Here is a 24,757-nt window from a genome sequence, read left to right as displayed (position 1 = left end):
GGGCGTAGACGGATGACTACCAGCAATTCCACTGGTCAGGGCTTTTTGTCTGTCGGGACGGCCGGATTCGAACCGACGACCCCTTGACCCCCAGTTTTTACAACGATTGTGTCACGGCATGCCGGAATCTATTTATACGTCCTCCAATCCGGACAGAGCGATATCTCCCCATGACGACCCCTGCCATCCGGTGATGGGCACGTCGCCACCCGCACACTCTCGTCGTTACCGGTCCCGTTACCGCGAGAAGTCAAGGACCATTGGTGCCGCCAGGTTCGGGTAGTTTCGTCGCAAAGACGCAGCCAGGCAGACCGTCACCACCCCGGCGGTGCTGCAGGGCTCCATGCCAGGCCCGTGCGCGGCACATCTGGGAACGCCGACCGAAGCGCATCGTCGCACCGCATCTGGCAAAGATTGTGGTACTCGGTGAAGGCTCTGATTTCGTAGACTTCGCCGGTGCAAATGATCTCCATGCAGCCGGCCCCCTTGTCGACGGACGCCATCGTCCTTCGGGAAGCCATCGCGCGGGCACAAACTGGTCTTGTCGACCGGGAGGTGGTCGCCGAGGTTGTCGTGCTCTGTGCCGTCGCCGGCGAGCATGTGCTCGTCATCGGCGCACCGGGCACCGCCAAGTCTGAGGCCGTACGGCGAACGGCTGACCAACTCGGCGGCCGGTACTTCGAGTACCTGCTGGGACGGTTCACCGAGCCGAACGAGATTTTCGGCCCTGTCGACCTCCGCCGGTTACGTGAGGGGTCGGTGGAGTTCGAGACCTCGGGCATGCTGCCCGAGGCGGAGATAGCGTTCCTCGACGAGGTCTTTCTCGGTTCGACGGCGGTCCTCAATACACTGCTGGGGATTCTGAACGAACGAGTGTTTCGGCGCGGATCAAGTGTCCTGTCGTGCCCGCTGCGTGTCTGCGTCGGCGCCGCAAACAGCCTGCCCGATGATCCCGCTCTCGCCGCGTTCGCGGACCGGTTTCTGGCTCGTGTCTTCGTCACTCCGGTCCCGGACGCGCGACTCGACGAGCTGCTGGAGGTGGGGTGGAACGTGGGTTCTCAGCCGTCCGATCTGACGGGATCGATGCTGCCGGCGTTGGATCGGCTTTCTCAGGCGGCTCGTGAATGTGACCTTAAGGGTGTGCACAGCCTGCTGGCGTCCGCGATCCGTCAGATGCGCCAAGCGGGCGTACCGCTCAGTGACCGCCGGGTGGTGCGTTCGCAGCGCCTGGTGGCCGCTGCGGCGACCCTGGACGGACGCGGTGCGGCGACTGCCGACGACCTCTGGGTGCTTCCGTTGATCGCGCCGACACTCGACGCTCAAGCCTCGGCCCTGGAGGCGCTGTCAGACCTGGTAGCGCAGGGACGAAACGCCAGTCTGGTGTACGCGGCGGAGGAGTTCGCCCGGGGCCAGCAGGCCCGCGCAGCCCGGCTGGTCGAGGCTGGCCGGCGCCTGCTCGACGAGCTGGGCACCGGGCCGCTGACGCACGACGGCCGGCTGCGCTACGAAGCGACGCTACGGGAGATCGACGCGGGGTTCATCCTGGCCGATGCCCCGCAGGCGCTGCAGGACATGCGCGGCCTCCTGGTCGCCGCGATCCGGCGGTGAGCGCGCCTCCCCTGTCCCTGCAGTGGCGTCGGCGCGACACCCCGCTGCCCGCCGCGGCTGTGGCAGCGTCGGGTGCGGTGGTGGCGGAGTTGCGCGCGGACGCGCTGATGCGGGTAACTGCAGGTGCCCACCTACGTGCCTGCGCCGGCCGGGAACAGAGCTGGTTGATCGTGCTTGGCGATCGGGCAGAACTTCCGTGGGCTGACGGCGCCATCTACCTCGGCTGGGACGATGGTGTGCTGGTACCGACGCTCGCCCAGCCGTGGCCGTGCGCGGATCTGTTGCGCGAGCCTCTGCGCCACCTCACCAACCAGCAGACCGGACTGATCGCATTGTTGCCCGGACTGGTCCTGGCTGGCCCACTGCCGCGGGAACCACTCGACCCCGCACGGCTGGCACCCTCATGACCGACCGCATGGCCCTCCCGGCAGCGCTGGTCCCCTGGGCGTCGGCGCTGTCCGCATTGACCAGCGATGTGGCACTTGCCATGGGCCCGTTGGTACGACAGATCAATGACCTGTTTCCCGTGACGGAGGGCGGCTCGACGGAAGACGGCCAGCCTGACGGGTACGACGGCCTGGCAGCCCGGGGCGCCATCGAGCGGCTACTCCCGTCGCAGTTGCTGCTGATGCAGGAGCTACCGGACGAGTTCATTCGCCGCGCCGCCGGCGGAGAGCTTCTGTACCTGGCACCGGCCAATCGATCGGCCGCGCCGCGTGGACGGGTAGCCGTCCTCGTCGACACCGGCCCAGAGCAGCTTGGTGCCGCCCGGCTGGTCCAGCTCGCCGCGCTCATCGTTCTGCATCGCCGGGCCGCCGGCCAGGGGCGGTCAATGGTGGTCGGAGTGCTGGGTGAACGGCCGGGCAGCTGGCGGGGCGGTGAACTGAGTAAACAGCTCGCCGGTTGGCTGGTCGCCCGCAAAGCTGCCGAACCGACCCCGTCGACCGTAAGGGAGTGGAGGAAGCAGCTGGATACGGCCGACCAGGCCTGGCTGCTGACCGGGCCGCGACTGGCCAGTCACCTGCCCGACAGGAGCCGGGTGCTGGTGAGTAACGAGCAGGAATGGGGTGTCGACGGAGCGGCCGTTGTACGAGTCGTCGTCGGCGAGCGGCATCTCGACCTCCCGTTGCCTCGCGGTGAGGTCGCCCTGCGGGTCCTGCGCGGCACCGGCTTCCGTGACGCCTCCGTCGGTGTCAGCGCCGGCACCGGTCCCCTGCGGAGGCCGATGTTCCCGAGCGCCGCGCCGTACCTGATCGCCCGTGGCGACGGCCCTGCTGAAATCCTCTCGGTCCGGGTGCCGACCGGGCGACCGCGACGACACCAACTGCCCGGTCCGGCGCTGGCAGCCTCCTGGTTGGGTCGCCGGCTCGTGGTCCTGACCTGGGTCGACGAGACGCTACGGGCGGTCGTGATTGGTAAGACGCTGGGCCGGCTGCAGGAGCTCTCGGTACCACTGGCCGCGATTGGCATGACGGTCAGCGAGGTCGAGGCAGCCACGGAAGGGGCACTGTCGCCACTCTATTTCCAGGGGGGTGTCCTGCTCTGCCAGCTCGGTGGCAACTGGTGGAGTCTGTCCACCGAGGGCAGCCATCAGCTGTCGTCGTATGTGACGGTTGCCCCCGGCAGGCAGATGGATGACCCGCGCTTGGCCTGGCGGGCCGGCACCCATATCGGGGTCACGGGCGTGGCCGGTGGGGCGCGGATCCCCGCTGATGCTCAGGTCGTCCTCGGAGCCGGGAAGAGGACGGCCTGGTCGCTGGGCGGCACCACCTGGCGCATCCACGCTGCGGCCGGTCTCGTCGGCGACGTGACACTCACGAAGGAGGCAACGGTGATCGGCATGGTCGACATCGGCGGTCCGCAGTTGGTGACCCTGTCGAGCGGCGGACTGATCGTCCGCCTGGTCTCGCCGGCTCGAACCCAGACCCTTACTCGCTGGTCGGGTGGTATCGCCGAGCCGGCCCTGCATCCGACCGAGCCATGGCTGGCGGTGCCACGCCCGGAAGGGCTGATCGACATCGTCGACCTCGCCACGAACCAAATCCTGCGTACGGTCCGGAGCACCGGATGAGCTCGTTCCGCGGCCGGCTCCCGGCCCGCGCACTCCTGATCGACGTCTGCCTGATCGGGGAGGCCGAGGCGCGCCGTCGGGTCGTCGAGGCCTGGCAGCCCGCAGCCGCACTGTTCGAGCTACCCGGCGGGGCGTGGCTGCTGGAGTTCGACCAGGCGGTCGAGGTGCGCGCGGAACTGGCTCCCGGCCTCGTTCTCGTCGACAGCGGCGGCGTCTTACACCTCAGCGGCACACCCGTCGGGGACGCCGCGCCCGGCGACGTGCTGATCCCGCGCGCCGGTGCGACGACGTGGGTCAGCCGGGCGGCTCTGACCCGCGTCGACCGGGATTCCTGGACCGACCTGACCGCTTTGCGGATCGAGCCGCTCGCGGCATTGGACGGCCCGGTTGTCGCGGCGGTGGCGCCATCGCCCTGGCAGCCGCTTCCACCCGCGCCTGGCCTGCGCGCGGTGGCCGGTGTCGCGCCGCCGCCGCGGCGGATCCGCCGGCTGCTGGCCGCGTCCACCCGTCCGAACCGTCGGATGCGGCTCTCTCCCAGTGCTTCCGGGAAGCTCGCTGCGGTCGGCGCGGCCGTTTTCGTGTTTGGCCTTGCCACGCTCGTCGCGGCGCCGCTCCGGATGCTGGTTATTGGCGTCGGTGCGGGTCTGCTGTACGGCCTCAGCAAGGTGATCGCTTCAGGCACCGCCGCTGCGGCGGACAACGGCCCAACGCAGACTGGTCGCGGCACGTCGTCGGGTGGCTGGTGGAACACGCTGCTCGCTCGGCTCGTGCTGACCAGCCGGGCCGCCTGGCTGGCTATCAGCGCGCAGCAGCGTTACCTACGGCGGCTCGACGCCGCATTCGAGCGTCGCGACTGGGACAGGGCGCTGCGTGAGGCGATCGCTGTCGGTGGTTCCAATGGGCGCCCGACACTTCGGCTTCCCCGACCACGCACCGGGGATCTCGTGCCGCACGCCCAGCTCGAGGGCGGGTCGACGGTCCCGCTCGGCTTCGGGGCCGAGCAACACCTGCGGACGCTCTACCGGCAGGCGGCCACCGAGCTCCACCGCGCCGGACGCGTCGAGGAATCCGCGTTCGTCCTCGCAGACCTGCTTGGTCTACCGGGCGAGGCCGTCGCGCTGTTGGAGCGACACCGCAAGTACCGCCTTGCCGCCACCCTCGCCGAGGGACGTGAGCTCGATCCGGACCTGGCGGTAAGACTGTGGTGGCGGGCCGGCGAGCGTGACCGTGCGCTGCACGTTGCGCGGTCACGGGGCGCATTTGCCGGAGCTGTCGAGCGACTGGCCCGGGTCGACGCAGTGGCTGCCCGACAGTTGCGGGCCGAGTGGGTGCGCGCACGACAGGCCGCCGACGATCATGTCGGTGCCATTGACGCGGCATGGCCGGACACCGAGCTGCGCCCGCTCGTGGTGACGAACCTCCAGGCCGGCATGGCGCTCAGCGGCCACACTGCGGGGTACCTGTTCGCACACCTCGTAACCTGGCGCCCGCACACCGACACGGTGACCACCGCAATCACGCTGCTCGACGGTCGTGACCAGGAATTGGCGCCGGCCCAACGCGGCTTCCTGGTGGCACTGTCCGAGCTGCACTGCGCCGACAAGGCACAGGACCGCCGGCTTTGCACCGCCGCGCTGCGTCTCATTGTTCGCAATGCGGCAGGTGATCCCAACGGAGATGCCGACGAGCGCAGGCGGATCGCCGGCAGGCTCCGGCGCCGGGCTGACCGGCTGGCCGCCGCCGACCTGCCACCGCTGCCGGCCGGACGAGCACCTGCCCAGGACACCCCGATCGACATCACGTCGACCGACGAGGCCGGGCAACTGCCGATCCACGACGCAGTCCTGCTCTCGGGCCGCACCATCCTGACCGCACACGGCGAATTCGGTGTACGCCTGATCGGCCTGGATGGCCGGATCCGTGCCAGCTGGGACACCCCCGCACACCAGCTTGTCGTCGCCGATCACGGTGCCAACGTCCTGCTCGTCGCGCGACGCGGTCCCGCCTGCGAAATCCGCAGCCTGAATCTGAGCACGCGCCGGCTCCGGCCGCCCGTCGTCATCACCGCGCACTACGTGCTGCCCAGCTACGACGGTGCGTTGCTCACCGTGGTCGACGACGACGGCATCGCATTCATCGACCTGACCGCCGACACCCCCCACATCGCCTGGCGTGAACTGGACCCCACCATCGCGGTTCTCGACATCGCCCGGAGCCCGACCAGCCTCGCCGCGCTGGTCCGGGTCAACCACCAACTGGGCTCCGGCGCAGCCCGCACCGAGGTGTGGCGCTGGGACTTACCCTCACTCATGCTGCGGGCCAGGAGAACAGTTGATCTCAACGGCCTCACCAGCATCGCGGTGCTCGCTTCCTCGAGGCTGATGACTACCAGCCACGACGAGCACTCCGACACCTATAACGTCATTGGGCACGGTGCAGAGGCCCGGAATCTGGAGACGAAGCCGACACTGTTGGCCAGCTGCGGGATGTCCGCCCTACGCATCGATCGTCCAGACGACACCACTGTGGAAATCGCTGACGGCAAACTGCGCGTGGTGTTTCCGCCCACTGACGGCGCAATTGGCTTTCGACGCCACGCTGACGCCCTCACAGTGTGGGAGCAGAACGGCAGGTTGGTCGTCATCGACCTCACGCTCCGCCAGGCCGTCGCTCGCCTGCGGACGCGTCTCTAGACCGGAAGACCTCACGGGGCCAGCCTCGTCCTGATCGCCGCGACCACCTGGCTTCCACGATCGGAGCGAGCCCTCTAAATGCCGAACCGCTCGGTGAAGTTGTGGATAAACGTCTCGGTTGGACCTCCCGCGAACACCTGCCGCGCCGAGGGCTCCTGGGGACCGCCCGACGTAGCGACAGGTGGCAACATCTGCAGCGCTTGACGCGCAATCAAGAGCGAACCTGCCGCTCCATCCGGAACGCAGATGAAGCGGCAGGTCAGAGCGTTGTGCAGCGGACACGTCAACGGCCAACCATCCACGCGGTTACCGCCAACAAAGATCATCCGTTACCGGATGTTACCGCCGTCACCTGAGAAGATCTTCATCTCCCCAGGTCAATCGGTCGGAACCGCCGGATTCGAACCGACGACCCCTTGACCCCAGGACGTCGCGGTAGGCGTTCGTGCACGTCAGCAACGGTGGGCCCGACGGCAGGTCGTCGGCGGCTGCGCTGTCCGTGCCCGCCCGGGTTGGACGTGTGGTCCCCCACTGGTCCCCGGTCGCACTGGTGGTTTCTTTCTCGCGCCAGCGAATCCAGCCATTGGCTGTGTTCGTCCGCAGCACCTGAGGGTGCCGGCTTCCCGTCGCGCAGGCGTCGCCCTGCCGGGCCGGGCCTGCCCGGTCCAGGTGGAGCGCCCCGCCGGCCGTACGACCTGGACCGGGCAGGCCCGGTCTGGCTGCCTGTGGTGTGCGGCGGGTGGCACCGGATCGGCCGGGCATCCCAGAGCCGCCCGGGTCCAAGGGCGGGTAGCCCTTGCCGCCGGAGGCAGGCTCCGGGTCGTAGGGCCGGAGGCCCTACCCGCCGGAGGCGAAGGGTTGTCCAGGCACTCCCGGGCGGCGACCTGTCGCTCAATACACGATCATGATCTCGTGGGTAAAGACTTCAAGATCGGCGATGAGACTTTGTGGAACCCTTCCAACGGCGTCGCCGACATTTTCGTCCGTACCGCCGATGCTCTAGCCCAGGCGGAAGGCGTGTCGACCGGTATTGAGCCGATGCTGATCCGCGACGAATACTGGATCAACGCGGATGAATTCACTGCGTTCGTCGACGTGCTCGTCCGCCGCTACATAGGATCCCGGCATCCGATTCTCCGGTCATTGATCGAGGGGTTCACGGCCACCGCGCTCGTCATCGTTGAACGTGCCGGCCGGGACATCGGTGCGTTGAGCTGCCCGTCGCCGCCTGATTGGCGGGACGTCTCGGTTGGTACTACCGGCCTGGCCGCGCCCGGTGATGCTGAGCGGCTCCGGAAGCTCCGGGAGGAGAGCGCCCGGGCCATGCCGTACTGATCACCGGTTGCCGAAAACGGCATCGTTGCCCGCAACACCAAACCCCGCTCCCCGACCACCACCGGCAAGGTCGAACGGTTCCACCAGAGCCTGCAGGGCGAGTGCCTGGACGGGCGGGTGTTCGCCACCATCGAGCAGGCGCAAGCCGCAGTGGACGTGTTCGTCGCCGAATACAACTACGACCGGCCGCACCAGGGCATCGACGACGAGTTTCCCGCCGACCGATTCCACCGACCCACCCCTGCACGCAACCGTTCCGGAACAGAGGCCCTGCCGCTGCGCCTGTCGTCCGGGCTGCTGCCCACCGCACCACCGGCCCCGAGGACGCCACCCGTCGTCGAGGTCGACGCCGGATCGGTGACCGTGTCCACCGGTCGTTCCCAGCCGGTGCAACTCGTTCGGGTCGTGCCACCGTCGGGCAACCTGACCGTCGCCCAACAACAGGTGTGGCTCGGCCCCGCCCTCGCCGGCACCCCGGTCACCATCTGGGTCGGCACCGACCGGCTGCACGTCCTGACCGCCGACGGCGCCCGCATCAAGTCCAGCCCCTCCCGGCTGTCCCAACGCGACCTCGCCCGGCTCCTGGCCGACGGCGGCACTCCCGCCGGACCGCCCCCACTACCTCAGGTCGAACAGCAGACCACCGCCGTCGAGGTCGACCGGGTCGTGTCGGTCAACGGCAGCATCCACGTCGCCGGGCAACGCATCCAGGTCGGCGTCGTGCACGCCCGCAAGCTTGTCGCCGTTGCCTTGGACGAGCACACCGTCACCGTCTACGACGCCGACACTCCGATCAAAGCCGTCCCCCGACGCAGCACCACCGACCTGAACCGCACCAAGGCGCACCACCGCATCAGCACCACTGGCTGAACCTTGAGCCTGAGGCTAGGCGGTGAACCACCCAACAGCCGGGGCACCGCGATAATCCGGCCGGCTCGCCCACACCTGGCCCCACGCTCTCTCCTGTGTCGAGTCCAAGCGTCCGTGGCGGGAGGCCTCAGCGTATGCGCCCAGCTGACGGTGCAGCGCTGACGCCGCCTCGACGCCCACGGCCCTGATCTCATGCAGGACATAGCGCCGGGGGCGATGGTCCAGTGGATAGACCCCCGCAAACCAGAACTCCCGCCCATCCCACCGGGCCAGCCCGTCGATCGCTCCATCGTAGAAGTCGTCGCACCACAGAATCTCGACGCCGGACAGCTCGACCAGACTGGCCAACACCGACTCCTCGTGCATCAGAAAATATTCGTCGGGTTCCTCAGGCACACGAAACACGCTAGCCCTTCCGCCTCACGCGGGTGACCAGCCCTACCATCGGCCATAGGCAGTAGACCTAATCGATCACGACCTGGCGTCAAGGATCCTCCGACGCCGCTCCGTCAAACATCATCCGAGACCAGGCATCGCCGGCAGCCGGCGTGTCCTCCGTCGACTGATGTGCGACGGTCCTCCGCCAACTGATCTGCGACACCTCCGCGCTAATCCCGGCAGATTAATGCGCCGGATCGCGGGGGGCGTAGATCTGATTAGGCTCCGGTGGAGGTGTCCGAGCCATATGCAGCGTCATACATTGTCTTCGCGTCCCCACCGCCGCCTTCACCCCGGATCGTGCCCTTGTTGGAACGCCGGCGTTGGTTTTGCATCTCGGCCATAGCTCGCTGTGCGTTCCGCATGACGGGGTCACGGGTCAACGATGCGCGGGCCACCCGGCGTCGCACAACGACAACGGCCGACGTAACGACGAGCAACAGCGCTACGCCGCCCACTGCGGTCCAGAGCCAGAACGTCGGCATGGTCTCACTCCAATCGGCCGCTGCCCCGGTTGCCTCAGCATGACCCATCAGCGCAAGCGATCTGGTGCCGTAGGCGAATGTCCGAATCTTCCACAACGGCTGCATCCGCACGGCGATCGGACGCATGCGCATCGACATGACGAAGCGTTTCGTCGGCCCAACCTCCGCCCCTAGATTGCTGGAGCCTGTCGCAGATCACCCGGCGGAGGACCGTCGCGCATCAGTTGTCGGGTCACACGCCGGCAGCCGGCGGTGCTGATCGCGGAATCGCTGCTCAGGCTGCGTATACGGCGGTGGCGTCGTCGCTGCGCTTGTTGCGCGCCCACTTCATGCAAGACGGGTCGGCGGCCTCAATGGCCCGGACTCGGCTGATCAGCTCGGTCGGTCCGTCCTGGGCCAGGACGTCAAGCACGTCAGGCCAGTCAAGTAGACCGAACATGGCCACCAGGCGAGCGGCTCCGTCGGTCAGCACGGCGACCCGTCGGACGCTGTCGAGTGGGAGTTCTCCCGTGATCGCGTGTCGAGCCGCGAACGGATCGGCCGCTGCCACCCAGTACCCGCCCGGCTGGTTACGAGCGGCCAACTCGGCGTGCTTCATCCGCAGCAGTGCCGCCTGCTTCTCGGCCGATCCGAACGGGTGCCGATCGGCCTCGTCACGTTCTGCGCGGGCGGTCTTGTCCACCCGGTCATCGGTGATGACCTGGATGCCGTCGACCGTGTCGATCAGCACCGTGACGTCACCAAGAACGACGTACTCCAACGCCGTGTCTTTGAGCCGGAGTACCGCTGTGGCGGCCGATGGTGTCCCTGGGTGGCTGAGGTCGCAGGTGTCGCGGTGCTGGTCGGCGGTGAACCGGATGCCGTACATCAGCGCGTTGACCAACTCCGAGTCGCGGTCGGCGGCCAGGCCGGCGAGAGCAGAGCCGAGCTTTGCGGCGTACCAGGCGATGCCGTGGGCGCAGCCGGTGCCGGTGCGAGCCGTGGCACCGTCGAGAACCACGATCAGGTTCTCGCTGGCCATGGCCCAGTCCTCGTTGGGCGACTTCGGGTTGCCAGCCTCCGAGGCAGTCGAGACGTGCATCAGGCCACCCTTCGCTGCGGTAGATCGGCGTCAACGCGTCGACCTTCTTCACGGCCCGCTTCTTCGGATCGTAGGTGCAGGCCAGCAGCAAGGAGAACCAAGGCCGCACCCGCCTCGTCCCGATGCCGCGATCACCGCCTACGTCGACCTGCTCGAACACGAAGCCCAGAAAGGAGGCACCCGATGACCAAACGCCGCGCCCGAGGAGAAGGCGGCCTGCACTGGGACGAGTCCCGGCAACGCTGGATCGCCACCATCACCGTCGGCTACACCCCAGCCGGCAAACGCATCGTGCGCAAAGGCAGCGGCAAAACCAAGACCGAAGCCCGCACCAAACTGCGCGAGAAGATCCGCGACTACGAAGACGGCCTCGCCCTGGTCCAAGACGGACACACCGTGGCCGACGCCCTCACCGACTGGCTCACCTACGGCCTGAGCAACCAGTCCGAGAGCACGAAGGCCAACTACACCACCCTTGTGCGCTCCCACATCATCAGCGACCTCGGCGCGAGGAAGCTGCGGGATCTCAGCGCGACCGATGTCGACCGCTGGCTCATGGGCAAAGCCCAACGACTGAGCACCCGCACCCTGCGGCTCCTCCACTCGCTGCTCAACCGCGCCGTCAATCGAGCCATGGCGCGCGACAGGGTCAAACGCAACGTTGTGGCACTCTGCGAAGTGCCCACCGGTCGCGGCGGCCGTCCCTCGAAGTCGCTGACGCTCGACCACGCCAAGGCGCTTCTCATCGCTGCCGAGAGCAGCTCGTTGCACGCCTACATCGTCGTCTCACTACTGACCGGCGCTCGCACCGAGGAACTGCGAGCCCTCACCTGGGCACACGTCGACCTCGCCGGCAAGCCGGACAATGATCCCCCGGTGCCGCCATCCATTCAGGTCTGGCGCTCGGTCCGCGCCGACGGAGACACCAAGACCAAGAAGTCGCGTCGCACCCTGGCTCTGCCGGCCCGGTGCGTCACCGCGCTCACCACCCACCACGAGCGCCAAGGCCAGCCTGCCGCTGACCGCCTCGTCTTCGCCTCTACCGCTGGCACGGCCCTCGATCGGCACAACGTGCTTCGGGCCTTCCGCCCCGTCGTCGCCAAAGCGGGCCTCGACCCGCGCGACTGGACTCCTCGCGAACTGCGGCACAGCTTCGTGTCCCTACTGTCGGACAGCGGCATGAGCCTCGAACAGATCGCGGACCTCTGCGGCCACTCCGGTACGACGGTCACCGAAGCCGTCTACCGGCACCAACTACGGCCGGTGCTCCTGGGCGGCGCAGTCGCCACGGACCGGATCTTCGCCGCTGAGGCGTAGTCACTCAGTTAGTCACCCAGGTACGACAATGGGGCCGTCTCGATCTTCCGAGATGGCCCCTCACGTGCGTCGGGACGGCCGGATTCGAACCGACGACCCCTTGACCCCCAGTTTTACAACGATTCTGTCACGCAATGTCGGAACAAGTCGAAATATCCTTAGAAGCAGACATAAACGGCGGCCCGAAATGCTGTTCCGTCCCGCGGCCTACCGCCTCATCCGCAGGTGGCGATCCTCTCCGTTACCGGGCTCGTTACCGCGGATCGTCAAGCGCTTCCCATGCCAGGCAGTCCGGCCGGGCACCTGCGTCGCGCGATCGCCGGCAACTCCCGGCCGTCGATCACAGACTGGACGGCCCGACACAGTGACGCGATCCCCTCCCCGTAGCAACGTCGACTAACGTGGGTCTTGGCGTTGTCGTCAGGAAACAGCCTGAGGAGGCTGGTCAACCATGGGTGGTGCCAACACCGGCGGAGCACCGGCCGGTTCCCGCTACGCCGACCAGCGGCCCTACGTCGTCGCCGGCCGGCTCGACGATCTACGGGGACCAACGACCGGGGTGGTGAGCCTGGATCGCCGGCTCGACTGGTCCGGGCGGGCGCGCTACGACCTGAACAGCCCGCGTCGCCTGGCAAGTATGTACGAGACCGTGCTACGCGAGGCCACCGCACCCGACGACCTCACCCGATGGTTGGACGGCGCGACCCTGCTGCGTCTGTGGCCGGGCCTCGTGGTACCCCCGCAGGTTCGCCAACTGTGGGAGGCACGATTCCCCGAGCTGGCCAACGCTCGCCGACACGCCGCGTAGTGGCCCACAAGACCCCACCGATCCATCGCCGGCTGGCGCGAATCGCCCTGCAGGTCGGCGGTCGGTACGGGTTCGCGTTGGCCGGCGGGCACGCGATCGCCGCACACGGAATCCTCGACCGCCCCAGCGAAGATGTCGACCTGTTCGCCGACTGGCAACGCCGCGCCGACTTCCCCCTCGCCGTGGACGAGGTGATCGCCGCCTACCGCACCGAAGGCTACCGCGTCGACATCGACCTTCGACTCGACACGTTCGCTCGGCTGCACGTCACCGACCCAGCCCGCCCGGACCAGCAGCACCGTGTGGAACTGGTTGCGAACTGGCGCGCGCAGCCGCCCGTCCAGATGGACATCGGGCCGGTCCTGCACCCCGACGACGTCATGGCCGGCAAGATGGACGCCCTCTACAACCGCGCAGCTGCCCGTGACTTCCTCGACATCGATGCCGCCATCGGCAGTGGCCGGTACACCCTCGACCAGCTGTGCGAGCTCGCACACGCCGCCGACGACGGATTCGACCGAGGTATGTTCGCCGCGATGCTTCGCCACGTCGACCGCTTCGACGACGAAGACTTCGCCGACTATGGTCTGACGCCGAATGAGATCGCCGCCATGCGGGTTCGCGTCTCCGCATGGCGGACCGCACTACGTGGAGAAATCGAGTAGGGACCTACCTACTGCCACGCGGATCCGCCTACTCGCCCGCTCGCCTCACGGCACGTCCGGATCTCGGTGCTCGCTTCGACAGTTGCGCGCGGCAGCATCATCGATCAGGGAGTTGTCGAGAAGCCAGTCAATGGCCCGGCGGGTAGCCCGGGCCCGCTGAAAGGCATGCCAGGCTGTCAGCAGGTGCGGGTACTCCGCGTGCAGTTCGTCCCTGAACCGGCGGAACGCGCCTCTGCCCTGGATGGCTCGCTGGAGCCTGCGGCGCACCTGCTCGTCGCTGACCCGCTCGGCGAAGTCGGCCATGTCGCGGTGCCACACGGAGGACGGTAGCGCCTCGATCTGGACCAGGTCGAGGTCGTCGAGGTCCACCGGTGTCTTCCCGTCGATGCCGCCGTCGGCCGTCCACATCATGATCTCCCCACTGGCCGGGTCAATGAGCCAGTGGTACTCGTATGCGCTCTGGTCCTGCAGCGCCGTGGCGATTTCCTCGAGATCGAGGCGGCGTACATCGAGCATGCTGTCCACTCCCGTTGCCGTGGTCGTCGGCAACCACGGTAGGTCCACTTCCGTCTCGACCGCGAGACGGCCAGCCCGGCCGATCAGCAGCACGGCGGCCCAGGCTGCGAACTGACTACTGCACCAGCAACCCGGAATCGGGAGACCGGTCAGCTACAGCCCAGCAGCGTCGAGGGTCTTGAGGAACGTCGGCCGGCGCTTGTGCTCAACCCGCAGCTCCGCGAGGTACTTCCCAAACACCGCATGTTCACCGGTGGCCTGGTACGCCGCTCGCAGGGCGGGGAGCAACGCGATCGCCCGCCGGTAGCGCCGTCTGTCGGCCGAATCGAGGATCGCCTGCTCGACGAGGTCCCGGTACGGCTGGATCACCTCCTCCGGATGCGTCACGGCCCGCCTCTGCAGCAAGGTCTGCCACTGCGGCCCGCCGAGCCACCGCCGGTGGCGCTGGGCCTCCTGCCATGCCTGGTCGTCACGGCCCACTGTCAGCAGCACGTCGACCAGTTCGGAGGCGTACGCCGGCTGCTGGGTGATCCGCTCACGCAGCACCCCCAGAGCCCACGTCGTCGGATCGTCGCCGCCGGCCGTCTCCACGGCGTCGATCAAGGATCGGTACCCGGCAGCGGTGGGATGCCGTGCGAACTCCTCCCGCCGGACCCGCACGGCACCCGGCGTGTCGCCGGCGCCGACGAGCATGTCGACCAGGATGTCGCGGAGCCGGTCGGTGTAGGGCGAGCCCGCGCTGGCGGCCACGCCCCGCCGGGCCCAGTCGACCGCCTCGTCCCGGCGTCCTGCCGCACGTAACGCCTCGGCGATCCGTTGGTACTGCACGGCGCTGGCCAGATGCTCGGCCAGCACCGCGACGTACCGGTCGACGTCCCCGGACACCTCGGCGAGCTGCTCACGGAGGTCACGCACCGCGAACGCGCCGGTCCACGACTCCGGGTCGGCCACACGTGCCCGCTCGGTGACCAGCCGCTCCACCTCCGCGATCCCCCGCTTCCCCAGCGCGGGACCGAAGTCGGCCAGTCGGACGCGGGGCCAGCCGGGACCGTCGCACTCCAGCCTGACCAGCCAACCGGCCAGGGTGAGCGGGTTCGGCGGTGCCGCCACGCATGCCTTCGCGTACAGGTCCATGAGCTCCTGCAGGTCATCTCCGATGATCCCGGAGGAGTCATCCAGATACATCAGGGCCCGCGTGATGCGGTCGACGGCCTTGCGCAACACCGGCACCGCGAGATCCGCCCGACCCTCGCCGACCAACCGATCACACTCCTCGGCCACCTGCCGGGCGGTCTGCGAGTACTCCCGTCGACCCCGGTAGGGATCCCGCCGGCGATCCCAGCGCAGCCGATCCACCAACACCGTCAGCTCGTCACCGGTCATCTGTCCATCTCAGCAGACCGCGACTCGGCTGCGGGAACGCGCCGCCCTATCCCACCCCGGCCACCCTGCTGGGCACTCCGGTCACCGTCACCTCGATCGATTACACGAACGAGGCACGCGGCATCGCCGCCACCTGCCAAGGCCCGGATGGCATGGGCGAGGTCACCCTCGCCGACCTGGCGTTCCCGCCGCACACGGTGACCGCCTGGATCCACGCCGCCTACCGGCGTTACCTCGGCCTCACCCCGTTCCCAGCCCGGCCCAGACCCGAATGGACCTGGCCCAGCACCTGACGGCGCCTCAGCGACGGCCGGCGTACGCGGCCAGCCGCTCGCTGACTGGGCTGACCCGCGGTCGCGGCGCCCGTCGGGAGTACTCCGGCTTGTATGCGCGGAGAAGTACCTCGCCGTCACGGGTCCAGTCGAAACGCGGCTTCTTCAACAGCCGCCGGAACACCACACTGGCCCGCTCGGGATCACGCGCGGCCAGCCGACGCAGCACCAGCGGGCCGACGCTGTCATCCTGCAGGTACGCCAGCGTGTGCTCCCGATAGCGACGGCGGCGCAGCAAATCCGGATCCGCGAACGCCGCCTCCACCAACCCGAACTCGGCGTAGAAACCCAACCCGTCGACCTCGTCGTAAATCATCGCCACCGTCTCCGCATCCACGACATCCGGCGGCAACTCGAACACCGCATCGTCAGCAGCCACGGTAGAGGACGACGTGCCAGAAACTTCGGCACGGCAGAACGCGTAGAAACCGGTCATCCGGTCGGCCACCTGATCGCCAGTCACCACCACCAGGTCGCTGCCGAAGAACCGCACAAACCGATCCCGATCCTGACGTTGCAGCTCCCACGCTTGAGCCAGCTTCTCCGGGTTCCGGTACACCGCCTCCGGCACACGCAGCGACATCTCCAACGCCATCTCGTAAGCGACGTCCCGCTCCTGTGCCCGCCACACGCTCATCGGGCCGCTGATCATCCACTCCTCGCCCACCGCTACCAGCCGAGCGAGCAGAAACGACCGACGCGGCGTGCGTCGGAACACCGACGGACCCATGTTGGAACGCACTCGGTAGGTCAGGTCATCCACGAGGTTCACCACGACCAGCGTCGCCCCGTCGCGCCTCTGCACCTCGAAGGGCCCCTGCACCACGTCCCGCCACCCGAGCAGCATCCGCTGCTCCTGCTCGGACAACTCCGGGTGCGCGGCGACGAACTGTTCCACCACCGTCCGGCCGTCTGGCAGCCGATGCTCCAGGACGAAGTAGTCCCACAAAATCATCAAGGTGTGCTCGTCGAGCGGAACCCGACCGTCATGCTGATCCTCCAGCACATCGTCGAACGCCCGGTCATAACGCCGCTGCTGTGAGAACGCCACCAGCTGCTGCTTCAGCTCACCCGCACGGTCGAACAGATCATCATCAACGGCGGTCGGCACGGCCTTTTCCTACCACGACGCGGAACCCGCGGGATCTGCCCCCCTGCCCACCAACTCCCCGGAAACACGAGGCGCCAGCCGACGGCCCTGCCGTGAGGAGGATTGCCGAGCCACCCAACGAAGCGACATCTGGCAGCAGCTGCAGCACTTGACGCGGAATCTAGAGACCGAAATGCCGCTCCGTCCAGGACGCAGACGAAACGGCAGGTCAGAGCGTTCGAAATTCAGCAGCATGGTCGCCAACGATCATCGCCGTTACGGCGAACAAAGATCATCCGTTACCGGATGTTACCGCCGTTACCGGAGAAGATCTTCATCTCCCCAGGTCAACCGGTCGGGACGGCCGGATTCGAACCGACGACCCCTTGTTACCGAAGGTAATCAGATCGAGCTTGTCATTGCTTGCCGAAGTGGTCGCTGAGCTGCGGAGACACCGCCTGGCGCTCATCACTCGTTGTCACCCTTCGTCAGCGATTGAGCGGGGTTTTCGGGGGGTAAACCGGGGGCCCCATACAGAATCCCACCAGGTCTGATCGCCCCGCTGGCCCTGCCACCGTGCCGCGCCCACCTCACCGCATGGGTGCTGACCGTAACTGTGGCAGCCCTTCCTCGGTCAGCACGACCGTCACCGGAACCGCACGCGACGGCGCGCTCTCGATGCTGTTCCGCAACGACCGGTGCACAGGGCACTCGCACGACGGCTGCAACGGATCCGGGCACCGGGCAAGAGCAGCGTTCAACCGTTGAACTCCGTCAACCGCGATCGGCCACGACCAGTCCATGTCCCACGGCTCCTCCCAGGGCTGGTGGAAACAATCATGATCGAAGTACACGAGAAGGCCGGCCCCACACCGAGGACAGGCGGACAGGTTTCTCCAGCGGTAGTTGACCTGGTGCCCGGGAGTACCGTGCGGCACGCCCCTGTCGACGACGCGCTGAGACTGACCCTCTAGCGGCGGATTGGGACTGACCCCTCCGAGGCTGGAGGGGTGATCGCATTGGAAGACTGGGCTGAGATCCGTCGGTTGCATCGGGCTGAGGGTGTTCCGATCAAGGAGATTGCGCGGCGGTTGGGTTTGGCGCGTAACACGGTCCGTTCGGCGCTTCGGGCTGATGCGCCGCCGTCGCGTGAGCGTGGCCCTCGCGGTTCGTGTGTGGACGAGGTCGAGCCGCAGATCCGGGCGTTGCTCGCGGAGTTCCCGCGGATGCCGGCGACGGTGATCGCTGAGCGGATCGGGTGGACGAAGTCGCTGACGATCCTGAAAGACCGGGTTCGGGAGCTGCGTCCGTTGTTCGTTCCACCGGACCCGACCGATCGAGTGGAGTACGACCCGGGCGAGGTTGCCCAGTGTGACCTGTGGTTCCCACCTCAGCCGATCCCGGTTGGTGGCGGGGCTGAGCGGATCCTGCCGGTGCTCGCGATGACCTGCGGGTACTCGCGAGTCACGGACGCGGTCATGATCCCCAGTCGCAAGGCCGGAGACATCCTGGCGGGGATGTGGGAGATCGTCGCCGGGTGGGGCGCCTGTCCACGAACGTTGGTCTGGGACCGGGAGGCCGCGATCGGCGGTACCGGGAAGCTCACGACGGAGGCGGCGTCGTTCGCCGGGACGATAGGGGTGCGCATTCGCCTGGCCCCGCCCAGGGATCCGGAGTTCAAGGGGTTGGTCGAGCGGCGCAACGGGTTCTTCGAGACCTCGTTCCTGCCCGGGCGGGTGTTCACCTCGCCGTTCGACTTCAACGTTCAGATCAGCGACTGGCTCGTGCAGCGCGCGAACACCTGCGTCCTGCGGGCGATCGGCTCGACGACGCCCACGGCCAGGTGGGCGGCGGACCGGGCCGCGATGGTGGCTCTGCCGCCGGTGGCGCCGGCGATCGGGCTCACGCACCGGGTGCGGCTAGGGCGGGACTACTACGTGCGTATCGACGGCAACGACTACTCCGTGGACCCTCGGTGCATCGGCAGGTTCGTCGACGTGCTCGCCACCCCCGCCCGGATGGTCGCCTCGTGCGCCGGGCAGGTCGTGGCTGATCACGACCGCGACTGGGGTCACGCTCGCACGATCACCGATCCCGAGCATCAGGCCACCGCCCGGCTGCTGCGCCAGGACTTGGCCGCCCGCCGGCGGCAGGCCTCGACTCGTTCTCACGCCGATGGACACGTCGTGGCGATCCGTGCCTTGCCGGACTACGACGCCCTGTTCGGCGTGGACTTCGACCCCCGCCCCAACCGTGAGGCGGTCCAGAAAAACGCAGCCGAAGGGACGTAGATGACCACGACAACGAAGAGCAGACCGACACCGGACGGGCTGGGATCCAAGCTCTCCTACCTCACCAGAGTCCTCAAGACGCCCACCATCGGGCGGACCTGGGAGACCTTGGCCGACCAGGCCAGACAGGCGAACTGGTCGCACGAGGAGTACCTCGCCGCCGTGTTGGAACGGCAAGTCGCCGACCGCGAGTCCGCCGGCACGACGATGCGGATCCGCACCGCGCACTTCCCAGCGATCAAGACCCTGGAAGACTTCAACCTCGACCACCTGCCGAGCCTGCGCAAGGACGTCCTCGCGCACCTGGCCACGGCGACGTTCATCCCGAAAGCGGAGAACGTGATCCTGCTCGGCCCGCCCGGCCTGGGCAAAACCCACCTGGCGATCGGACTCGGGATCAAAGCCACCCAGTCCGGCTACTCGGTCCTGTTCGACACCGCGACGAACTGGATCGACCGCCTCGCCCGAGCCCACCACCGCGGCGCCCTGGAAGCCGAGCTGAAGAAGATCCGCCGCTACAAACTCATCATCGTCGACGAAGTCGGCTACATCCCCTTCGACACCGACGCGGCGAACCTGTTCTTCCAACTCGTCGCATCTCGCTACGAGACCGGCTCCATCCTCGTCACCTCGAACCTGCCGTTCGGGCGGTGGGGCGAAGTCTTCGGCGACGAAGTCGTCGCCGCCGCGATGATCGACCGCCTCGTGCACCACGCCGAAGTCCTCACCCTCGCAGGCGAGTCCTACCGCACCAGAGCCCGCCGAGAACTCCTCGCAAAGGACCGCGACAAGTAGCACGAACGACCTGCGGGGGGTCAATCCCAATCCGTCGTTAGGGGGTCAGTTCCAGGGATCTGACCCACTTTCCGTGATCGGGATTGACCCGGTCAGCTCAGCAGGACTCGCTTGCGGAGCAGGTCGAGGTTCGCGCGGCCATACATCTGTCGCTTGATCATTTTGATTCGGTTGACGTGTCCTTCGACGACGCCGGAGCTGTAGGGAAGGGTCAGGCCGTTGAGGACGGCGTCGTGGTCACGGCGCAGACCAGCGATGAACGAGTGCAGGTCGGGCTGGTCGTCTGCGGTCACTGCGGTGATCCAGGCATTGAGGCGGTGCCCGTGGCGGCCGGTAAGGATCTCCGCGAACGCGTTGACGTGGTCCGCAACAGCGTTCAGGTGCGGGCAGGCAGCACGGATCGTGGCGAGGCCGACTTGGTCGTCAGGGTGCAGTGCGTCGGGGTGGCGCAGCAACCAGGCGGTGATCCGGCGAACTTTCGGCGGCCGGGGTCGGGCTGGTGGTGGCGTGGCGACAGCTCGTAGGGGTTGCAGGTAGGTGCGCAGGGTGGTGGCACTGCCGCGGTAGCCACGGGCGCGGATCTCGGCGAACAGTTCGGTGGCGTTGGTGATGCCATCGTTGAGGCGTTGGTGCAGGTAGTCGAGGTGGTCGTCGAGGATGCTGGGCCGCCCGGCGCGAGGTTTGGCCAGGAGCTCATCGACACTGCCGGCGCGGGCGAAGCGGCGCACGGTGCCGCGGGCGAGGTCGAGTCGCCTGGTGATCTCCCGGATGCTGTGGCCCTCAGCCCAGAGCGCCTGAACCTGCTCATAACGGCGCCGGGTTCGAGGCACCAACAGTCCCTGCTCTGCCCGTTGGGTAGTGGCATCGACGGCAACCTGGATCAGGTCCTCCGTGGCCGTCAGTGCGGGCTGCGGCGGCGCGGTGGTGAGGCAGCGGTGGTGACGGGCGACGGTCTTCTCGACGTGTTCGGCGAGGTTGTGCCACAGATGCCACCGGTCGGCCACCTGGATAGCCTGGGGCGCACCGGTGCGGGCGCCCTCGGCGTAGGCGCTGGCGCGATCTCGGCAGATAACCTGCACGCTCGGATGCTGCCCCAGCCAGGTGGCGAGGGTGGCCGCTTCACGATCGGGTAGCAGATCGATCGGCCGGCGGGTGTCGACGTCGACCAGCACCGTCGCGTAGCGGTGGCCTCGGCGCAGGGCGAAGTCATCCACGCCCACCGCGGTGAGCCTCCCGACCGGCGGGTCGGGCAGGGCGCGGACCAGCCTCAGGACGCTGCTGCGGCTGGTCACCAGACCGAGGCGGCCGGCCAGCCGGGCACCCGCTCGACCGGCAAGCGCCAGCCCGATCTTCTCCAGCGTCTGGCGAAGCAGCGGACTGCGCCGCCCATACCTGCAGGTCAACCCGCTGACTTGCTCGGCGAACGTGTGGACCGGGCAGCGCACCGTGTCGCAGAAGAACCGGCGGACCCGCAACCGGATCTCCACCGGCTGGCCAGCCACCGCGGCATCGCTGAGTCGACGTTCGTAGCGGCTGTGAACCCGCCGGGCCCGACGCCCACAACCGGTACACGCCGCACGACGGGCTCGCGCTCGCGCCCATATCCGCAGGCCAGCTGACTGCCGATCCACTCGCTCAACCACGACAGGTGCCAGATGAGGCAGGACCGCAACAAGATCAGCCGATCGCACGACGCACCCTACACAGTGGACTTGGTACCCCGAGCCGGGTCAGTCCTGATCACGGAAAGTGGGCCAGATCCAGTTCCAGTCCGCCGTTGACACGCCCCAACTGCCGATACGAACAACGGTGCGCTGGTCCACTCGACAGGCGACGCAGATGCGCATGGCTAGCCCTCCTCCATCTCCTGGCGACATCCACCACAGAGATCGACGCAATCACGAAAGCCGTCTACCCAGCAGCGCACAGCGTGTCAAGGGACGCGTGACATCGACGCGACCATCCGCCTGGCGTGAAATGAACTGACGCAAGGGGCACACTGGCCGGCGCTACTTGTCCTCGGCAACCCGGTAGGGCGCGTAGCCCAGGGGAATCTCTGTCACCTCTAGTGCGCTGCCCATGAACGTTCGCCGGGTCTGAGTCGTCAGGCGGCCTTGGTGCGGGGTCGGCCCCAGCGGTGTTGGCGTTCGCTGCGGACGCGGGCGCGTTCTCGGCGTTGGGCGGCCAGGACGTCGGGGTGACGGGTGTTGGCGTTGCGCCAGCGCAGGTATTTCTGCATTTCACGTGCCAGGACGGTGTGGTTCGGATGGTTCGAGTTCGTCATGGTGAAGGTGCGTAGCGGCCCGAACTGGGCTTCGATCGGATTCGCCCACGACGCGCTGGTCGGGGTCAGGCAGAGTTCGACCTTGTTCCGGGCCGCCCATCGGCGGATGGCCGGGGTCTTGTTCGCTGAGAGGTTGTCCAGGATGACGTAGATCGGCGCGCCGTCCGGACGTGCGGCCCGGATCGATTTCAGGGCGGACAAGGGTGTGGTCGCCGCCCTTGCGGCGGCGCATCACGCCCCCAGAGTTGGTCGTCGGCGAAGCGGTAACAGCCGTGGAAGTAGCGGATACCGTGCGTGCGTTTGTAGGTTGCGGGCAGCCGGTCCGGATGCGATCGCGGCGCCCACCCACCACCGTGGTGCGGGCGGATCGACAGCGGCCCGAACTGGTCGAAGGCGAAACACCGCTGCGGAAACTGGCTGGTCACCTCTTCGATCCGGTCGAGTTTGGCGTCGAAGTCCGGATCCGATGATTCCTTCCACGTTCGCGTGCGCTGCCAGCTGACCTGGTTGTCGCGCAGCAGCTGCCGGAGCCGTTCCCGGCCGATGATCACCTGCCGGCTGGCGTCGGTAGCGAGATAGTCGGCGAGTTTGCGCAGGCTCCAGCGGGTAAACGGACGCCCGAGCTTGCTCGGACGCGTAGTGGCCGTCGCGACGATGAACGCTTCATCGTCGTCATTGATCCGGCGGGGACGGCCTCCCGCCCATTGAGGGTCCAACGCGCGTAGTCCGATCTCGTTGAACAGGTGGACCACGTCACGGACGGTGTCCTCATGCGCAGCGACCAACCGAGCGATCGACGCGACAGGTGTCCCGGACGCCGACGCCATGATGATCATCGCCCGTCGGACCCGGACGGAGTCATGCTTGCCTCGTCGCACGAGTTGTTGCAGCCTGCGGCCCTCGTCCTCCGTCAACCGCCGTGCCCGTACCGGCTCGGCCAATCCACCCACCTCACTCTCAACGGTCTCCATCACCGCCGTCGAGAGTGAGCCCTCACCACCTCATCCGAACGCACGCCGCCCGGCGTGTCACCGACCCGGTGAACGTTCATGGACAGCGCACTATCCGCATCGGCCAGCACGTCGAGGACCAGTCCGAGCGGGGCATTGCGTTCGAACTCGGTGGCCCGACCGACGAGCGCCGGTCGGTCGGCCGTCAACCGGGCGAAGGTGGCGAGGAGCTGAGACTTTCCGATGCCCGGTTCGCCGGTCACCATGACGAACACCGGACCTCCCGGCGCAGTCGACAGCTGGCGAATCCGGGTCACCTCGGCATCACGTCCGAGTAGGCCGTGGCGCGCGTCCACGTTCGAGGCAATCATTTGCACGACCTCCCCGCGAAGACCATATCCCGACGCAAAGCCAATCACATCCGGGAACTTGTTCGTTCGCGCGCGCGATGACCGGCTTGATCCCCGCTGCACCTGGTACGGGCGTTCGAGGTGCCGCTGATCGCGGGCGACGCCAAGTTCCACGCCGGGTATGCGGACGGCGGTGGCGCGTACCTGTTCGCATTGTGTGGCCTGGCGGTGCTGCCCGCAGTGCCGTCCCTCGCGCTGATCCGGGAGACGGCCGGAGCGTTACGCCTGCTCGGCCTTGGCCAGTTCGGCGAGCTGGTCGAAGGTTCGGACGAGGTAAGCGCGCCGCTGTTCCTTGTGGTCGGGTGTGGGCTCCAGGTCGTCGATGGCCCCTTCCCAGACGGTCAGGAACTTGGTTCTCCAGTCGGCGATGGTGTCCGGGTCGGGCAGGTTGGCCCCGACGTAGTTCTGTTGCGCAATGAGGTGGAGCAGCTCGAGATTGCAGGGCACGGCGACGCCCCAGTACTCGTCGGGCTCGATCTCGACGGGGTCGCCGGACATCGCCTCGGCGACTTCGGCGATGAGTCGGTCGGTCAAGATCCCCAGATGGTCGGCCGCGGTGTCGTTGTCGAAGTTGCCGTTGCCCCAGCTTCCCATTGGCCCTCCGCCTGTCGTGCTCGCTTGTCCTGCGGATTGAACCAGGTCGGTACGACCTGTGGCAGTGGCGGAGTGGGGGCCCGCCCCTGGCCGCCTTGATCACCGGCGCACCGGCCGCCGTAATCCTGCCTCAGGCGATCGTCTCGGTCGTCGGGATGATGGTGTGAGCGCGGCGCCGGCGCGCTGTCGCACCGCCCGAACCATGGGCACGCCGAACCAGTGCTGGGTCGATCGGTGCGCACGCGAGAGATCCGCGTCGGAACTCCGTCGTCTCGCTTCTGCGATCATGCTCTTCATGCGGGACGAGAACCTTGTGGGATTCTGGGACAGCAGTCCGTACGACTACGGTGCGATGGAGTCGAGCTGGGTCTGTCTTCGGCGTGACGGCACTGGCTGGACGGCGGTCGCCAACACCGGCAGCGCTGCGGTGAGTCAACTCACCTGGGATTGCCCCCGCGACGGCGAGGTCGAGCTGCGGTACACCTGGACAGCCTCCGGGAGGTGGGCTGCCGGCACCCCGTTCATCCTCGCCGAGATCGACGAGCAGGGCCCGTACGGCGAAGTGGTGCGTACGCGATATTCGGTCGGCACCGAGACGCCGCCGATGGAGGATGCGCCAGTCACCGCCCTGCACCTGGACGAGGATGTCGAGTTCGTCCGCCGCTTCGCGCTCGCGAGCCGGGAGGCCGATCAGGCGGGCCCGGCAGCTACGCCGGCAGCCGAGGATTGAGCGGGACCGGC

20 protein-coding genes and 1 pseudogene are annotated in these 24,757 nt (G+C 67.7%); 12 read left to right on the top strand and 9 right to left on the bottom strand.

Annotated features, from left to right (window positions below):
* The first annotated feature begins 462 nt into the window (after positions 1 to 462).
* The 5 genes from EV382_RS04970 (at position 463) to EV382_RS04950 (ending at position 8,577) form a co-directional block, all read left to right on the top strand.
* Complete coding sequence (locus tag EV382_RS04970) at positions 463 to 1,608, top strand: AAA family ATPase (protein ID WP_130408464.1); 1,146 nt, start codon at positions 463 to 465, stop codon at positions 1,606 to 1,608.
* A complete protein-coding gene (locus EV382_RS33910) occupies positions 1,605 to 2,015 on the top strand; it encodes a bpX5 domain-containing protein (RefSeq protein WP_425271866.1) in 411 nt (136 codons plus the stop codon). Before EV382_RS04970 ends, EV382_RS33910 begins: the two co-directional genes overlap by 4 nt.
* 1,660 nt (positions 2,016 to 3,675) lie before the next feature.
* The gene (locus EV382_RS04960; protein WP_130400430.1) at positions 3,676 to 6,372 is read left to right on the top strand and encodes a bpX6 domain-containing protein; all 2,697 of its coding nucleotides are present in this window, start codon (positions 3,676 to 3,678) and stop codon (positions 6,370 to 6,372) included.
* Positions 6,373 to 7,284: 912 nt separating this feature from the next.
* Positions 7,285 to 7,707 carry a DUF6086 family protein gene (locus tag EV382_RS04955; RefSeq protein WP_130400429.1) on the top strand — a complete coding sequence of 141 codons (423 nt, stop codon included), beginning with the start codon at positions 7,285 to 7,287 and terminating at the stop codon, positions 7,705 to 7,707.
* Between the two features lie 21 nt (positions 7,708 to 7,728).
* Complete coding sequence (locus tag EV382_RS04950; RefSeq protein WP_244236905.1) at positions 7,729 to 8,577, top strand: integrase core domain-containing protein; 849 nt, start codon at positions 7,729 to 7,731, stop codon at positions 8,575 to 8,577.
* A 15-nt stretch (positions 8,578 to 8,592) separates the two neighbouring features.
* Here the strand turns inward: EV382_RS04950 and EV382_RS04945 are convergent, their stop codons facing one another.
* Positions 8,593 to 8,973: a hypothetical protein gene (locus EV382_RS04945; protein WP_130400428.1), complete on the bottom strand. Its 381-nt coding sequence runs from the start codon at positions 8,971 to 8,973 to the stop codon at positions 8,593 to 8,595.
* Positions 8,974 to 9,774: 801 nt separating this feature from the next.
* A complete protein-coding gene (locus EV382_RS04940) occupies positions 9,775 to 10,581 on the bottom strand; it encodes a protein phosphatase 2C domain-containing protein (protein WP_130400427.1) in 807 nt (268 codons plus the stop codon).
* 183 nt (positions 10,582 to 10,764) lie between these two features.
* On the opposite strand from EV382_RS04940, the gene EV382_RS04935 reads away from it, so the two are divergent.
* The 3 genes from EV382_RS04935 to EV382_RS04925 all read left to right on the top strand — a co-directional run bounded on the left by EV382_RS04935 (position 10,765) and on the right by EV382_RS04925 (position 13,371).
* The gene (locus EV382_RS04935; RefSeq protein WP_130400426.1) at positions 10,765 to 11,898 is read left to right on the top strand and encodes a site-specific integrase; all 1,134 of its coding nucleotides are present in this window, start codon (positions 10,765 to 10,767) and stop codon (positions 11,896 to 11,898) included.
* 451 nt (positions 11,899 to 12,349) lie between these two features.
* Entirely contained in the window at positions 12,350 to 12,706 is a 357-nt protein-coding gene (locus EV382_RS04930; protein WP_130400425.1) for a hypothetical protein, read from the top strand.
* Positions 12,706 to 13,371, top strand: coding sequence for a nucleotidyl transferase AbiEii/AbiGii toxin family protein (locus EV382_RS04925; protein WP_130400424.1), 666 nt, complete (start codon positions 12,706 to 12,708; stop codon positions 13,369 to 13,371). The genes EV382_RS04930 and EV382_RS04925 overlap by 1 nt, the downstream gene beginning before the upstream one ends.
* 45 nt (positions 13,372 to 13,416) lie before the next feature.
* Here the strand turns inward: EV382_RS04925 and EV382_RS04920 are convergent, their stop codons facing one another.
* Positions 13,417 to 13,980, bottom strand: coding sequence for a UPF0158 family protein (locus EV382_RS04920; protein WP_208758310.1), 564 nt, complete (start codon positions 13,978 to 13,980; stop codon positions 13,417 to 13,419).
* Between the two features lie 60 nt (positions 13,981 to 14,040).
* Positions 14,041 to 15,270: a DUF6880 family protein gene (locus EV382_RS04915; RefSeq protein WP_130400423.1), complete on the bottom strand. Its 1,230-nt coding sequence runs from the start codon at positions 15,268 to 15,270 to the stop codon at positions 14,041 to 14,043.
* Positions 15,271 to 15,422: 152 nt separating this feature from the next.
* Between EV382_RS04915 and EV382_RS32570 the strand changes: the two genes are divergently transcribed.
* Entirely contained in the window at positions 15,423 to 15,563 is a 141-nt protein-coding gene (locus tag EV382_RS32570) for a hypothetical protein (RefSeq protein ID WP_165435710.1), read from the top strand.
* Positions 15,564 to 15,570: 7 nt separating this feature from the next.
* On the opposite strand, the gene EV382_RS04910 is transcribed toward EV382_RS32570, so the two are convergent.
* Positions 15,571 to 16,713, bottom strand: a complete 1,143-nt coding sequence (locus EV382_RS04910) for a hypothetical protein (RefSeq protein ID WP_130400422.1) — start codon at positions 16,711 to 16,713, stop codon at positions 15,571 to 15,573.
* A gap of 989 nt (positions 16,714 to 17,702) precedes the next feature.
* On the opposite strand from EV382_RS04910, the gene istA reads away from it, so the two are divergent.
* Both istA and istB read left to right on the top strand, forming a co-directional pair.
* Entirely contained in the window at positions 17,703 to 18,983 is a 1,281-nt protein-coding gene (istA, locus tag EV382_RS04905) for an IS21 family transposase (RefSeq protein WP_130400421.1), read from the top strand.
* Positions 18,984 to 19,778, top strand: coding sequence for an IS21-like element helper ATPase IstB (gene istB / locus EV382_RS04900; RefSeq protein ID WP_130400420.1), 795 nt, complete (start codon positions 18,984 to 18,986; stop codon positions 19,776 to 19,778).
* Between the two features lie 92 nt (positions 19,779 to 19,870).
* Here the strand turns inward: istB and EV382_RS04895 are convergent, their stop codons facing one another.
* From EV382_RS04895 to EV382_RS04880, 4 genes and pseudogenes are all read right to left on the bottom strand, one after another.
* Positions 19,871 to 21,409, bottom strand: coding sequence for an ISL3 family transposase (locus tag EV382_RS04895; protein WP_208758309.1), 1,539 nt, complete (start codon positions 21,407 to 21,409; stop codon positions 19,871 to 19,873).
* Between the two features lie 473 nt (positions 21,410 to 21,882).
* A pseudogene (locus EV382_RS33240) lies at positions 21,883 to 23,003 on the bottom strand (IS630 family transposase).
* A 29-nt stretch (positions 23,004 to 23,032) separates the two neighbouring features.
* Positions 23,033 to 23,536, bottom strand: coding sequence for an AAA family ATPase (locus EV382_RS04885; RefSeq protein ID WP_130400419.1), 504 nt, complete (start codon positions 23,534 to 23,536; stop codon positions 23,033 to 23,035).
* A gap of 105 nt (positions 23,537 to 23,641) precedes the next feature.
* Positions 23,642 to 24,016 carry a DUF4259 domain-containing protein gene (locus EV382_RS04880; RefSeq protein WP_130400418.1) on the bottom strand — a complete coding sequence of 125 codons (375 nt, stop codon included), beginning with the start codon at positions 24,014 to 24,016 and terminating at the stop codon, positions 23,642 to 23,644.
* 295 nt (positions 24,017 to 24,311) lie between these two features.
* Here EV382_RS04880 and EV382_RS04875 point away from each other — a divergent pair, with 295 nt between their 5' ends.
* Positions 24,312 to 24,746 (top strand): hypothetical protein, encoded by a 435-nt coding sequence (locus tag EV382_RS04875; protein ID WP_130400417.1) that lies wholly within the window; start codon positions 24,312 to 24,314, stop codon positions 24,744 to 24,746.
* Positions 24,747 to 24,757 lie beyond the last annotated feature (11 nt).

Source organism: Micromonospora violae (assembly GCF_004217135.1).
Classification (GTDB): domain Bacteria; phylum Actinomycetota; class Actinomycetes; order Mycobacteriales; family Micromonosporaceae; genus Micromonospora; species Micromonospora violae.
Note: the sequence above shows the minus strand (reverse complement) of the source record. Positions and strands in the feature narration are given on the sequence as shown.